Annotated in this window: 10 protein-coding genes; 4 read left to right on the top strand and 6 right to left on the bottom strand. The window is 65.7% G+C overall.

Annotated features, from left to right (window positions below):
• A complete protein-coding gene (locus tag ACOFKW_RS02050; protein ID WP_419815692.1) occupies nucleotides 1–600 on the top strand; it encodes a cysteine hydrolase family protein in 600 nt (199 codons plus the stop codon).
• 147 nt (nucleotides 601–747) lie between these two features.
• Here the strand turns inward: ACOFKW_RS02050 and ACOFKW_RS02045 are convergent, their stop codons facing one another.
• From ACOFKW_RS02045 to ACOFKW_RS02030, 4 genes are read right to left on the bottom strand one after another with little or no spacing between them, the layout of a single operon-like run.
• Entirely contained in the window at nucleotides 748–2,058 is a 1,311-nt protein-coding gene (locus ACOFKW_RS02045; RefSeq protein ID WP_419815691.1) for a spinster family MFS transporter, read from the bottom strand.
• On the bottom strand, nucleotides 2,055–3,659 hold the full coding sequence (locus ACOFKW_RS02040; RefSeq protein ID WP_419815690.1) for an FAD-binding oxidoreductase: 1,605 nt from the start codon (nucleotides 3,657–3,659) through the stop codon (nucleotides 2,055–2,057). The genes ACOFKW_RS02045 and ACOFKW_RS02040 overlap by 4 nt, the downstream gene beginning before the upstream one ends.
• Nucleotides 3,656–5,221, bottom strand: coding sequence for a class I adenylate-forming enzyme family protein (locus ACOFKW_RS02035; protein ID WP_419815689.1), 1,566 nt, complete (start codon nucleotides 5,219–5,221; stop codon nucleotides 3,656–3,658). Before ACOFKW_RS02035 ends, ACOFKW_RS02040 begins: the two co-directional genes overlap by 4 nt.
• A complete protein-coding gene (locus tag ACOFKW_RS02030; RefSeq protein WP_419815688.1) occupies nucleotides 5,218–6,081 on the bottom strand; it encodes an amidohydrolase family protein in 864 nt (287 codons plus the stop codon). The genes ACOFKW_RS02035 and ACOFKW_RS02030 overlap by 4 nt, the downstream gene beginning before the upstream one ends.
• A gap of 122 nt (nucleotides 6,082–6,203) precedes the next feature.
• On the opposite strand from ACOFKW_RS02030, the gene ACOFKW_RS02025 reads away from it, so the two are divergent.
• Nucleotides 6,204–6,962, top strand: a complete 759-nt coding sequence (locus ACOFKW_RS02025) for an IclR family transcriptional regulator (RefSeq protein WP_419815687.1) — start codon at nucleotides 6,204–6,206, stop codon at nucleotides 6,960–6,962.
• On the top strand, nucleotides 6,952–7,770 hold the full coding sequence (locus tag ACOFKW_RS02020; protein WP_419815686.1) for an alpha/beta fold hydrolase: 819 nt from the start codon (nucleotides 6,952–6,954) through the stop codon (nucleotides 7,768–7,770). Before ACOFKW_RS02025 ends, ACOFKW_RS02020 begins: the two co-directional genes overlap by 11 nt.
• Before the next feature lie 16 nt (nucleotides 7,771–7,786).
• Here the strand turns inward: ACOFKW_RS02020 and ACOFKW_RS02015 are convergent, their stop codons facing one another.
• Both ACOFKW_RS02015 and ACOFKW_RS02010 read right to left on the bottom strand, forming a co-directional pair.
• Nucleotides 7,787–9,997, bottom strand: coding sequence for a TonB-dependent receptor (locus ACOFKW_RS02015; RefSeq protein ID WP_419815685.1), 2,211 nt, complete (start codon nucleotides 9,995–9,997; stop codon nucleotides 7,787–7,789).
• A 253-nt stretch (nucleotides 9,998–10,250) separates the two neighbouring features.
• Nucleotides 10,251–10,949, bottom strand: coding sequence for an alpha/beta fold hydrolase (locus ACOFKW_RS02010; protein WP_419815684.1), 699 nt, complete (start codon nucleotides 10,947–10,949; stop codon nucleotides 10,251–10,253).
• 458 nt (nucleotides 10,950–11,407) lie between these two features.
• On the opposite strand from ACOFKW_RS02010, the gene ACOFKW_RS02005 reads away from it, so the two are divergent.
• Nucleotides 11,408–13,456 (top strand): hydantoinase/oxoprolinase family protein, encoded by a 2,049-nt coding sequence (locus ACOFKW_RS02005; RefSeq protein WP_419815683.1) that lies wholly within the window; start codon nucleotides 11,408–11,410, stop codon nucleotides 13,454–13,456.
• Nucleotides 13,457–13,461 lie beyond the last annotated feature (5 nt).

Raw genomic sequence — 13,461 nt, 5'->3', positions numbered from 1 at the left:
ATGATACCGCCCCGCGACAAGGCCGCGCTGATCGTCGTCGACATGCAGCGCGGCTTCCTCGAGCAGGACAGCGCGATGGGGCGGCTCGGGTTTGACCTGGACCCGCTGATCGCGGTGATCGAGCCGTGTCGCCGGCTGGTCGTCGCGGCGCGCGCCGCCGGTGTGCCGATCGTCTGGACCCGCTACGTCTATGCGGAGGGCCATGTCGACGGCGGGGTGATGGTCGAGCTGTTGCCTGGCCTCAAGACCGAGAACGCGCTTCTGGCCGGCAGCGACGAGATCGAGGTCGAGCCGGCGCTCGGCCCGCTGCCCGAGGATCACGTCGTTGACAAGAACCGGCCGAGCGCCTTTTGGGGCACCGACCTCGACGCCTGGATCAAGGCCAACGGCATCGAGAATTTGATCGTCTGCGGCATCACCACCAACTGCTGCGTCGAGAGCACCGTCCGCGACGCGTCGCACCGCGACATCCCCACCTATGTCGTCTCCGACGCGGTCGCCGAGACCTCGGCATCGCGTCACGACCATGCATTGCTCGCGATGAGCATGCTGTTCGCGCGCCTCGTCACCGTCGCCGACGTCGAGACGGCGCTGGCCTAGACTCCGTTGCAGCCAGCTTCACTGCCCCCTCCCGGAACGGAGGGGGGTCTTCCACAAGGTCGGCAGGCGGAGTTCAGGCCAAGTCCCACCCCCAGCCCCTCCCGTTCCGGGAGGGGAGCAGGAAGAAGCGGCGCTCCAAGCTGACTGCTAGGCCGCCTTGCCGAATTCCGTGAACGCCGTGCGATAGGGCTTGGCGGCGCGTGACAGCACCAGCAGCGCCAGCGGCGCGCAGACTGCGGTCACCGTCGCGATCGCCGGCCCGAGCATGGCGTCGCCGCCCAGCGCCCGCGATACCAGGGCGATGATCGTCGGGCCGATGCCGATGCCGGCCAGGTTGATCCCCAGGATGTAGATCGCCGCGACCTGGCCGCGCATCTGGTTGGGGGTGATCTCCTGCAGCGCGGCCGCGGCGTTGCCATAGGGCAGCGAGGCGGAGAAGACGAAGGCGGCGAAGCAGGCGATGGCGATGCGCGGATCGTTGGTCAGCGCTCCGGCAAGGCCGGCAGGAACCACCAGCATCGCCGAGATGCAGCCGACCTTGACCGCAGAGTCGATGGCGCCCCTTGCCCTCAGCCGGTCGGCGAGGACGCTGCCCGACAGGATGCCGCCGGTGCCGCAGAGCAGCAGCACGATGCCGTAGGCGGTGCCGATCTCGCCAACCGTCCAGCCATAGTGGCGGATGAAATAGGTCGGGATCCACGCCGACACGCCGTTCCAGACCAGCGAGCTGAGCGACAGGCCGATGGTCAGGTAGAGATAGGCGCCGCGACGCTCACCGATGTAGCGCATCACTTCGCGGATCGAAGGCTGCACGCTGCCGACGACCCGCTTGACGCCGCGGCGTGTCGGTTCGCGCAACGTCGCGACCAGCAGCCCGACGAGCAGCCCCGGCAGGCCGACGATCATGAACACCACCTGCCACGCCTCGAGATGACCGAGCAGCGGCAGGGTCAGCGGCGGCACGATGGCGATCATCGCCCCGCCGGCGATCATGGCGAGCCCCGACCCGATGTACATCGCGCAGGTGAAGACGCTGAGGGCGCGGCCCAGCTGCGCCGGCGGAAAATAGTCGCTGAGGATCGAATAGGCGGCGGGCGACAGGGTTGCCTCGCCGACGCCGACGCCGACGCGGGCCAGGAACATCGTACCGAACGACTTCGCGAGGCCGCACATCGCCGTCATGACGCTCCACGTCATGATGCCGACAGTGATGATGGTGACGCGGCGGCTGCGGTCCACCAGCCGGCCGATCGGGATGCCCAGCGCGGTGTAGAAGATCGCGAATGCCAGGCCGTGCAGCAGGCTGATCTGGACGTCGCTGATGCCGAGGCTGGCGCGGATCGGCACGACCATCAGCGTCAGGATGGTGCGGTCGACGTAGGAGAATGTGTAGGCGATGATCAGGACGAAGACGACGTACCAGGCGTAGGGGCCGCCCCGCTCGCGGGTACTGGTCATGGCGCGTCTCCCTTGGCGGGTGGCAGGGCAGGCGTCCCCAGCACGCCGGGGTTCATGACGCCGTCGGGGTCGAGCGTCCGGTGCAGGGCAGTGAACAGCGCTGCGGTCTCGGGCGCAAGGCGCGGAAGATAGGGGTATTGGCGGCCGAGCTGGGTGTGCACCGCGCCGATCGCGTCGATCCGCTCGACCATCGTGCGCCGTAATCTGGAGACCAGTGCCTCTGCGGCTGGATTGGCCGTCGAGGTCGCGTCGGCCTTACCGCCCTGTTCGGCGATCGTCGCATAAGCCAGATCGGTCAGGCGATCGCGCCACAGAAACATCGGTTCCAGCGTTATCGCACCCGCCCCCAGATTGGCGAGCAGGTGCCGGACCTTGATCCCGGCGGTGGCGATCTCTGCGGCGTTCTCGTCGAGGACGGCCTGAATCAGCGCCATGCCTTGCGCTGCGCGCGAATGCGGCAGGATGAAGTGTACCGGCACCCAGCGTTCGCCGGGGGCTCCGCCCAGTCCGGTGACCGGGCCGAAGGGTGTGCGCACCATCGCCAGCGCCACGGCGGCATTGCTGCTCTGGAGGCCGAGTTCGCCGGCAATCGCGCCGACCCGCTCGGCCTGACGGGCACAGTCGGCGGCATCCAGGCCCTCGAGAAAGACATGGACGGCGAAACCGCGCCCGGGTGACGACGCCATGCCGGCGCGGGCGAGTGCCGCCGCCTCGCCGAGCTTGCGGATCGCGGAGCCGCCTCCGGTCAGCAGCTTGCCGGTGTGACGAAGCTTGTCGCCCCAGCCGGCCTGCGCAATCCGCTCCTGCTGCAGGCGCACGTCCATCGCCGTGATCTGGCTGGCAATGCCCTCGATGCCGAGGCGTTCGATGAAGTCGAGCACCGTCGGCAGGGCAGCGGTCGAGAAGCTGACCGCATCGCGCAGCGCCGGCCGCCGCCGCAGCTTGAGGACGATTGCCGTCTTCAGACCCATCGCGCCGCAGTCGGCGGTGAACAGCCCGGTCAGGTCGGGCCCGAAATGGCGCAGGAAAGGCGAGCCGCCCGGGATCGCCAGGCTGCCGGTGCGGATGACTTCGCCGGTGCCGGTCACCACCTCGACGCCCAGCACGTTATCGGCGGCGGTGCCGAACAGGCCCGAGCCATAGAAGACCGCATTCTGCGAGATACCGCCGCCGATCGTCGCCACACGGCCGGAGACCGGACCGCGGTACGGGACTTCGAGATCGTGCCCGGCGAGCGCCTCGTCGAGCGCCTGCCAGGTGCAGCCCGGCTCGACGATGGCGTACATGTCGCGTGGATTGATCTCGCGGATCGCCGTCATCGACTGCATGTCGACGACGATGGTGCGCGCCGGATCTGCGGTCAGATAGGCACGCGTGTAGCTCATGCCGCCACCGCGCGGGGCGAGTGCCAGGCCATGCTGGCGCGCGACGGCAACAAGCTGCTGCACTTCGGAAACGCTGGTTGGCCGGGCAACAGCGGCGACCGGACCGCCGATGGTGAAAACGTCCTGCCCGGCCAGCGCCCGCTCGTTGCTGCCTTCGACGATCCGATCCGGCCCGAGAGCCGCGCGAAGTTGCGTCAGCGCGGCGCCGATCGTCATGCGACCGGTACGGCCACGACCCTGACGCGCAACTCGGTCTTCAGCACCTTGCCATTGGCATTGCGCGGCAGCGCGTCGATGATCTCCAGCTCCCGCGGGATCTTGAAGGTCGCGAGCTTGCCGTCGAGGAATCGCGCAAGATCGTCGGCGGTGAGCGTCGCATTACCGCGCGGCACGGCGAAGGTCAGCAGGCGCTCGCCCCAGCGCTCGTCGGGGACGCCGATCACCGCGACCTCGGCGATGTCGGGGTGGCGCAGCAGCACTTCCTCGATCTCGCGCGGGTAGACGTTGACGCCGCCGGTGATGATCATGTCCTTCTTGCGGTCGACGATATAGAAGAACCCGTCCGCGTCGCGCCGTGCCAGGTCGCCGACCGTGACCCAGCCGTCCCGGATCGCCTTGGCGGTTTCCTCGGGGCGCTTCCAATAGCCGTTGAACAAGGTCGGCGACGACACCCAGAGTTCGCCGACCTCGTCGATATCGCACTCGCTGCCGTCCTCGCGGCGGATGGCGATGCGGGCGTGCGGCTCGGGCGTGCCGACGCAGCGCTCCTTCTGGAGCTGGAACTGCGGGCGCAGGTTGCAGACGACGCCCATCTCCGTCGCGCTGTACAGTTCGTGCAGCACCTTGTCCCCGAAGTACGGGACGATCTTTTCCTTGAGGGCCTGGGGCAGGGGGGCGGCGTTCGAGATCAACGCGCGCAGTGGCGGCAGGCGATATTGGTCGAGAACCGCAGGCGGCAGCTCGAAGATCATCTGGAAATGGGTCGGCACCATGAAGATGCCGGTGAATGCGCCGGTCTTGAGCTTCCGCAGGACCGTCTCGGGCTCGAACTTGTCGGTGATCTCGAACCACCCGCCGGCTGCCAGCGATGCCAGCGGATAGGCAAGCCCGCCGCCGAACGCCATCGGCGTGATGACGAGGAAGCTATCGTCGGGGCCGAAGCAGCCGTATTCCGCAGCACTGACCAAGCCGAACAACAGTCGCGACCGGTGCGACAGCAGCACGCCCTTGGGCATGCCCGTCGTGCCGGAGGTGTAGGGGATCGTCCAGATGTCCCATTCCTCGACGACCGGCAGCTCGGCGGGGGTTCCGGCGCCGTCGAGCAGCGCCTCATACTCGGCGCCGAACTCGACGATGCGGACGTCGGGGGCGAAGCCGGCGGAGCGAACGGTCGCGGCGGTGAGGGGATCGACGAAGACCACCCTGGCCTCGGCGTTTTCGACGATCGCGCGGATTTCTCCGGCGGCGAAGCGTGGATTGACCGTCGCCACCGCGACCCCGGCGTCGGGAAGGCCGAGGGCGACCTCCATATATTCGAGGCAGTTGCGCGCGACGATGGCGACGTGATCGCCCTTGGCGAGGCCGAGCGTGGTGAGCGCCGCGTCACGCAGGCGCTCGGAGCGGGCGACGAGCTCGCGGTAGGTGCGGGTCCGGTCGCCGAAGACGATGGCCTTGCGGTCCGGCTCCCGGCGCATGGCAGCGCGGACCGAGCCGAGCGCCGTCATCGACACGAAGCTTTGCGGCAGTTGCGCCGGGCGGGTCAGATAGCTCACGGTCACCGGCCGATCTTCTTGAAGATGCGCAGGGCGTTGTCGCGCATCATCAGCTTGTGGGCCTCCGGCCGCATGTTGAACTCGGCGATCTCGCGGACCGCGCGCATCGGCTCGATGACCGGGAAGTCGGTGCCGAACAGGACTTTCTCGCGCCCGTAGCTGTTGGCGTAGTGGACGTAGGACTTTGGCCAGTGCTTGGGGGCATAGGCGTCGCCGGCGGTGTAGACGTTCTCGTGCTTCCAGCACATCGCGATCATCTCGTCGGCCCAGGGCACGCCGACATGGATGCCGATGATGGTCAGCTCCGGGAAGTCGATCGCAACCTGGTCGAGCAGGATCGGCCGGGCCACCGACGGCAGGCGACGCTCACGCGAATAGACGAGGTTCTGACCGACCTGCATCATAATCGGAATGTCGAGTTCGCAGCACTTCGCGTAATACGGATAGATCTGCGGCGCATCGGGTGGGCAACCGAACCAGTGCGGATACCAGTGTGCGCCGACGAAACCATAGTCCTTGACTGCCATTTCAAGGTCGCGGAGGCCGCGCATGCCCCTAGTCTGGTCGATCCCTGCCAGGCCGGAGAATCTGTCCGGATATTTGTTGCAGATCTCGGCGATGACTTCGTAAGGCACTTCCCACGACAGGCGGACGTTCAGGTCGCCGGCGCGGACGGCGATCAGTAGCGACCGCTCGATCCCCGCCTCATCCATCTTGCGAAGATAATCCTCGATCGTGACGCCGCCGCGCATCGCCGGGTCCATGCCGATCTTGGCTTTGAAGTCGTCGTCGACGCCGGTCATGCCGCCGACGACGGCCTCGGGCGTAAATATGTTGCAGACGATATCGATGAAACCTTCGGCCATGAGGAGCCCTCTCGTTGCAGCGATTACGGAAATCTCGAAAAGAAGGTCTAGGCAGGCAGCCATAGCCTTGTCAAACTAGCTACACATATGCGACGATAAGTTCTTCATACGTGGAAAACTCTATGATTACTGCGAATGACGATGTTGTTAAGTCAGCCGGGCGGGTGTTCGCGGTGCTGGAACTCTTCGACGAGGCGCGGACCCCGCTGAGCGCTACCGAAGTCGTCCGGCGGCTGGCGTTTCCGCAGTCGAGCACCGTCGCCCTGCTCAAGACGATGGTCAGTCTCGGTTACCTCGCGTTCGACCAGTTCGACCGGCGTTACCTGCCGACGATGCGCGTGCCGATGCTGGGGCGCTGGCTGATGGACGCTGCCGGTGCCGATGGCAGCCTGCTCCACCTGATCCGGACGATCAGCTCCGATACTGCCGAGACCGTCGCGCTGTCGGCGCAAACCGACCTGGCGATGCAGTTCCTCCACGTCGAGCGTGGCACCAAGCCGCTGACCCTGACGGTCAATGCCGGCGACCGCACCGCCCTGCTGACCACCGTCATCGGCATCGTCGCGCTGAGCGGGCGACCCGACCAGACGATCGCGCGTTATGTCGGGCGCGCCAACAAGCAGATCCACGACCTGGCACAGCATGCCGACCAGGCAGTGGTCATGAAACAGGTCACCGAGGTTCGGCGTCGCGGCTTCGGCGTCGGCGACAGCGAATATTCCGCCGGCATCGGCGTGCTGGCGTGGCTGCTGCCGCCCCTGTCGGGAGATCGCCGGGTCGTGCTGTCGGTCGCCGGTGCCGTCGACGGTATTCGCGAGGCTCGCGAGCACATCATCGAGAGCGTCACCGCCGCCATGAAGGTCCATTTCGATGCAGGCTGAGACAGTCACGTTGCGCCGCGACTATATCGATATCGCCGATGGCCAGGTCCACCGCGTCGCGCGTGCAGGGCGTGGGACCCCGGTCGTGTTCCTCCACCAGACCGCCAGCTCGTCGCGGATGTGGCTGGCGACGATGGCACGGCTCGGCGTCGGCAATCCCTTATGGGCGCTGGATACGCCGGGCTTCGGCAACAGCTTCGACCCGGCGACCGAGCCGGGAATGGGCGACTATATCGGCTGGCTGGCGGAAGTTCTCGATCGGTTGGAGGCGCCGAGGGTGCATCTTGTCGGCCACCATACCGGCGCCTCGATTGCGCTCGCCTATGCGATCGAGCGGCCCGAGGCCGTCGCCAGCCTGACGCTGCTGGGGCCAGCGGTCCTGACCGCTGCCGAGCGCGAGCATTATGCCGCCCGGCTGGGCGCGCCGTTTAGGCCCCAGCGCAGCGGCGCCTATCTGTTGAAAAACTGGGAATATCTGCGGGTTGGCGGTGCCGACGCCGACACCGGGCTGCTGCACCGCGAGATGATCGACATGCTGCGTGGCTGGGCGGCACGCCCCCACGCCTATCGCGCCGTCTGGGCGCAGGATACCGGCGAGCAGCTGGCGCGTATCGAGTGCCCGCTGCACCTGATCTCGTCGCCCGACGACCTGTTGTTCGATCAGTTCACCAAGGCCTGCGCGCTGCGTCCCGATGCCATGGCGACGGTGCTGAGCGGCGGCGCGAACTTCTCGCCCGACCTCGTCACCGGCGAGCTTGTCGCCGCACTGGAGGAGTCGGACTTCTACGCGCACGGGCTGGCCGGTTGACCAGCCCGACGCGGCCTCAGAACCGAACGGTGCCGGTCAGTTTGTAGAAGCGTGGCGGACCCGAATAATTGCCGGCCCAGCCACCGATGATCGTCGTCGAGTCGAAGTAGGACTTGTTGGCGCAATTGGTGCACGACGCGACCAGCTTGAAGCGTCCCTCGTCACCCCAGCTATATCCGAGCGAGACATCGACCAGCACGAAGCCACCGGTGCGATTGGAGTCGGCCGGGACGCGCGGCGCCGTGAAGGGCAGGAACGCCGGCGTGATCAGGTAATGCGCGGTGTAGAAGAGGCCGCCATTGACCAGCAGATTGCCGGCACCCAGCGGCTTCATGACCGAGAAGCCGGCCTTGCCCTGGACGGCGGGGGCGCGCTGCAGCCGGTCGGCAAGATTAGGCGACCGGTCGCCCTTGTATTCCGTCTTGAGCAGGCCGCCGTTGACGTACAGGTCGAGCCAGGGCGTCGCCCGGAAGGTCAACTCATTCTCGAGACCGTAGATCTTGGCAGCGGTCGTCAGCGCGATGAACTGGCCGTTCGAGGTCAACGTGTTGAACAGGTTCTTATAGTCCATGAAGAAGAACGACGTGTTCAACCGCAGCCGGCGATCGAACGCCGTCAGCTTTGTACCGACCTCGTAGGACGAGACGGTTTCGGGATCGAAATCGAGATACTGGCTCTGCCGGGTGGCGCGACCGGTCCAGCCACCCGAGCGGAAGCCCTTGGTATAAGAGGCATAGGCGAAGAAGTCCGGGGTGACGGTCCAGTTCAAGCCGATCTTGGGCGTGAACTTGTTGAACTTGCGATCGTCGTCGAAGTTGTTGCCGGTGGCTGCAGCATTGGCGAGCAGGGAGGCCGTGTTGAAGTTGAACTCGGCGCCCGGAAGACTGCTGACCTGCGTGATATCGAGTGTCTTGCGCTCGTGGGTGAAGCGGCCCGACGCGGCGAGAACCAGCTTGTCGGTGATCTTGTACTCGAGCTCGCCATAAGCGGCAAAGCTGGTCGTATCGACCTTGAAGGTTTTGGCGAAGCTCGATGGCGTGGCAGTCGAAGTCGCGCGGGTCACGTCGCTCAGAAACGCGTCGATGCTCTCGTCGAAATAATAGAGACCGGTCAGCAGGCTGAGCCGATCGGTGATCTTCGCATCGAGCTTGAGCTCCTGCGAAAACTGCTTCGCGTCCTGCCGCTGCGTCAGCGTGTAGAGCGACACTGGCTGGTCGGACAGGTCGAGGCGGATATTCTGCGTCGTCGAGCGCCAGGCCGTGATCGACTGGACCGTGATACCGTTGGCCGGCTCCCAGTTGATCGTGCCCGCAGCGCCATAGGTCCGGCCGAGGGTACGGTTGTCGGTGCCGGAGACGACCTGGAGCAGGCTGCCGGTGGTCGGACGCAAAACGCCGGCAACGTCTGACGAATAGCCGCCATTCTGCTTGTCGCGGGCATAGTCGGCGCTGATGGTCACATCCAGCGTATCGGTCGGCAGCGTGCGCAAGGCGACACGGCCGCCCATGAAGTCCTGGTCGTTGACGTGCTTGTCGAGTGTACGGTTGTAAATATAACCGTCGCCCTGCTGCGTCAGGTAGGTGGCGCGGACGTAGGTCTTGTCCGATATCGGGATGTTGCCGTTGAGCTTGAGCTCGTAGCGATTATAATTCCCGTAGGATGCACTGCCGACAAATTCGGCCTCGTCGTTCGGCTTCTTGTTGATGATCTTGATCGCGCCGCCGTTGGTGTTGCGGCCATACAGAGTACCCTGCGGGCCACGCAGCACTTCGACGCGCTCGACATCGTACATGGCGAAGTTGTTGACCGACTGGCGCGAGATATAGACATCGTCGACGTAGAGACCGACGCTGGTGTCGGCAGTCGCAAGGTTCTCGCTGGTTCCGACGCCGCGGATGAAGAAGGACGTCGCCGAGCTCTGGCCGACGTTGCTGTTGCCCGTGAGGTTGGGCGCGTTGAAGACGATCTGCTTGGTGTCGGTAATCTGCAGACGGGTCAGGGCAGACGAATCCAGCGCGGTGATCGAGACCGGCGTCCGCTGCAGGCTGCTGTCGCGCCGTTGCGCCGTGACGACGATGTCGGTGATCTCCGACGCGTTGTCGGTCGCGGGGCCGACTGAGGCCGGGCTGGCAGCGGGTGCGGCTTCCTGGCCGAACACCGGAGCCGCGATAAAGATGAGCGGCAATCCGAACACCGCCCGCGCGGCCGACTCCAACTTACTGGTCACTAGGAATAACCCCTCCCTGGCGGGAAGTCCGGAGATCCATGCGGGGCACCATCTATGCGGCGCTCTTTTCCGAATATCGACCTGCAAACTTCGCGCGTTGCAATCATCCGAAGCTGCGGGAGCGATATTCCCCGTCTGACGCACCGAACATGAGGCATCATGCAAATTCCGGCGCAGGGTCAAAGTAAAATCGCAAACGTGTAAGTGGGTTCCTTATATGTGATAATGTAGGTACGGGTCCGTATTTTCGGCGTTAGGGTAATAATCGCCGCAACAGGGCAGCGACCTGATCGGTATGCGAGTCGAGGAAGCCGTGAGTGAATTCCGGTAGTTCGACGAGACACTGGGGAGGAAGCGCGGCTGCGGCACGCCGGGTGATGTGCGTCAGGTCGTCGGCAACGTTCAGGATGGTCGGTGGACGCTCCAACGCCTGCAGCGTATTGGCCAGATCGTAGCGGAAGGCGGCGCGGTGACCCCACCAGTGACGCTCCTTGCCCGACAGTCGCTCGATGAAGATGCGCGCAGCATAGTCGAGAGTATTTCGGCTGCCGACACCGAGAAACTCCTGGAACCATACCCACTTGGCTCTCAGCCTGTCGCCGTCCGCCGTGAACAGCGGCTCTTGTCGATAATAGGGTTGGAGAGCGGCAAGGTCGGCTGCGGTAAATACCGGCGCGGAAATCATGACGATCCTGCCGACCATCGCCGGCTGCTGCAGGGCCATCTCGCAGGCGATCGACGAGCCGGTGTGATAGCCCAGCAAGTCGACGGGCGCGTCCAGCCCAAGGTCATCCACGACGTCGAGGAGAACCCGCGCATAGTCGGCGATCTCCGGGTAGGCCGGCAGCGGATCCGACGCACCGAAGCCGGGCGTGTCGGGCGCGACCGCCTCGCGATCGGTGCCAAGCCGACCGAGCAGCGACTCGAAAACGAAACCGGAGGCCGGGCTCATGTGGAGGCATACGAGCGGCGCCGCGTTGGCTTCGATCGGAGCCGCGCGACGATAATGGACCTGTCCGGCGGTCGTGTTAGCATAACCACGACGGACCTGTGCCAGCGTGCCGGCTGAAGCATGCGGATCAGACCCGGGCATCGTGGCGTTCGAAAACGACGCAGCAAGCGTAACGAAAACCACGGATCTTACACATATGAGGAAAACTTTCTCACACTGACGTATTCTATTGTTCTGCTTGGGGCTGCTGCCTAGTGTCAAGGAAAGCTTGGCAATGAACAGCGTGAGCGCGCATCATCGACAGAATGTCGGCAGTCTACTTTTAGATCTGGGCCGGAAATCGGTGTTATCCCGGCGAGCCGTTAGAGCGAGATTCAGATCGACCGGTTCTGGGCTGTCGTACCGAGGTTGTTAGCGCCGCCTGTGTTTCGTCTGCCGATAATTTGGGAGAACGGCGAATGACCTACCGTCTTGGCGTTGATGTCGGCGGCACGTTCACCGACTTGCTGCTGTTCGACGAGCAGACCGGTGCATTCTGGCGTCACAAGACGCCATCGACGCCGGCCGACAGCTCGGTCGGCATCCTGACCGGCGTCGAGGCAGTGTGTGCCGCCGCCGGCATCGCTCCGTCCGACGTCGAGGTCTTCCTGCACGGTACGACGGTGGCGACGAATGCCGTGCTGGAGGGCAAGGGCGCCCGGGTCGGTCTGATCGTCACCGAGGGCTATCGCCAGATCATGCAGATCGCCCGCAGCTTCGTGCCTGGCGGGCTCGCCGGCTGGATCGTCTGGCCCAAGCCGGTGCCGTTGGCGGCGCTTGAAGATACGGTCGAGGTCGGTGGCCGCATGGACGCGCAGGGCAATGAACTGCGCCCACTCGACGAAGCCAGCGTCCGCGCGGCGCTGACCCGGCTGAAGGACCAGGGCGTCGAGGCGATCACCGTGTCGCTGGTCAATGCCTATCTCAACGGCTCGCACGAGAGCCGCGTCGGCGAACTCGCCGCCGAGATCATGCCCGGCGTCTCGGTGTCGCTGAGCCACGAGGTGCTGCCCGAGATGCAGGAGTACGAGCGTACCCTGACGACGGTGGCCAATGCCGCGGTGCGGCCGATCGTCAGCCGCTATGTCCGCAACCTCCGCACCAAGCTGGCGGCGACCGGCATGGCGGGCAAGCTGTCGCTGCTGCGTTCCGACGGTGGGCTGATGTCGTCGGAAAAGGCCGAGGCGCATCCAGTTTCGCTGCTGATGTCGGGCCCTGCCGGCGGCGTCACCGGGGCGCTGTGGGTCGGCAAGAACAGCGGCATCCGCAACATCCTGACGCTCGATGTCGGCGGCACTTCGACCGATGTGGCGCTGATCGAGAACCTCGAGCCGCGCCGGGTGCGGACGACCGAGGTCGGCCATCTGTCGGTGCGGGCGTCGTCGCTCGACGTGAAGACGGTCGGCGCCGGCGGTGGTTCGATCGCCTATGTGCCGCAGCTGACCGGCGCCCTGCGCGTCGGTCCGCAGTCGGCGGGCGCGGTGCCGGGGCCGGCGGCTTATAGCAAGGGCGGCGTCCAGCCGACGGTCACCGATGCGAATGTCGTCCTGGGCTATCTGCCCGAATCGTTGCTCGGCGGTGCGTTCAAGCTCGACCGGCCGGCGGCCACCGCGGCGGTGCAGACGATTGCCGACGCGCTGGGCATTCCGCTGATGGCAGCGGCGCGCGGCATCATCGACATCGTCAACGAGAACATGTTCGGCGCGCTGCGCATGATCTCGGTCCAGCAGGGCTATGATCCCCGCCACTTCGCGCTGATGGGCTTTGGCGGGGCAGGGCCGCTCCATATCAATGCGGTGGCGCGACTGATGGGATCGTGGCCGGCGATCTCGCCGGTGTCGCCCGGCGTGCTGTGCGCCCTGGGCGATGCGACGACGCGGATGCGGACCGAGACGGCGCGGTCGTACTCGCAACTCGCGAGCGCGACGACGGCGGCGGCGGTGATCGAGGTCCTCGACGAGATGGCGGCACAAACCCGCGCCGAACTGATCGCCGACGGCATCGCCGAGGCCGACATCACCAGCCTGTTCGAGGTCGATGTGCGCTACTCCGGCCAGGCGTTCGAGGTGCCGATGACCATCGACCCCGAGACGCTGCGCCGCGACGGCCTCGCCGGGTTGATCGCCCGCTTCGACGAGGAGCACCACCGGCTGTTCACCTTCAACATGGCGAGCGAGCACGAGATCGTGAACCTGCGCGCCGTCGCGCTCGGCCAGCCGCTCGACTTGCCGGCGATCCAGCTGGAGCAGGGCAACGGCGATCCAATCGCGGCCAAGCTGCGCGACCATGAGGTGTGGATCGGCGGGGCGCTGCGCCCGGCGGTGATCTATGCCCGCGACCGGCTGCGTGCCGGCGACACGATCCCCGGTCCAGCGATCGTCACCGAGATGGACTCGACGACACTGATCGAAAACGACTGCGTCGGCGTCGTCGACGCGGTCGGCAACATCCTGATCAATCCGGCCTGAGGAGC

The organism is Glacieibacterium sp. (genome assembly GCF_965200405.1).
Taxonomy (GTDB): domain Bacteria; phylum Pseudomonadota; class Alphaproteobacteria; order Sphingomonadales; family Sphingomonadaceae; genus Glacieibacterium.
Note: the sequence above shows the minus strand (reverse complement) of the source record. Positions and strands in the feature narration are given on the sequence as shown.

Excerpts from the sequence above, each read along its gene's own strand:
- ACOFKW_RS02050 (WP_419815692.1), top strand. The coding sequence starts at position 1 with ATGATACCGCCCCGCGACAAGGCCGCGCTGATCGTCGTCGACATGCAG.
- ACOFKW_RS02045 (WP_419815691.1), bottom strand. The coding sequence starts at position 2,058 with ATGACCAGTACCCGCGAGCGGGGCGGCCCCTACGCCTGGTACGTCGTC.
- ACOFKW_RS02040 (WP_419815690.1), bottom strand. The coding sequence starts at position 3,659 with ATGACGATCGGCGCCGCGCTGACGCAACTTCGCGCGGCTCTCGGGCCG.
- ACOFKW_RS02030 (WP_419815688.1), bottom strand. The coding sequence starts at position 6,081 with ATGGCCGAAGGTTTCATCGATATCGTCTGCAACATATTTACGCCCGAG.
- ACOFKW_RS02025 (WP_419815687.1), top strand. The coding sequence starts at position 6,204 with ATGATTACTGCGAATGACGATGTTGTTAAGTCAGCCGGGCGGGTGTTC.
- ACOFKW_RS02020 (WP_419815686.1), top strand. The coding sequence starts at position 6,952 with ATGCAGGCTGAGACAGTCACGTTGCGCCGCGACTATATCGATATCGCC.
- ACOFKW_RS02010 (WP_419815684.1), bottom strand. The coding sequence starts at position 10,949 with ATGAGCCCGGCCTCCGGTTTCGTTTTCGAGTCGCTGCTCGGTCGGCTT.
- ACOFKW_RS02005 (WP_419815683.1), top strand. The coding sequence starts at position 11,408 with ATGACCTACCGTCTTGGCGTTGATGTCGGCGGCACGTTCACCGACTTG.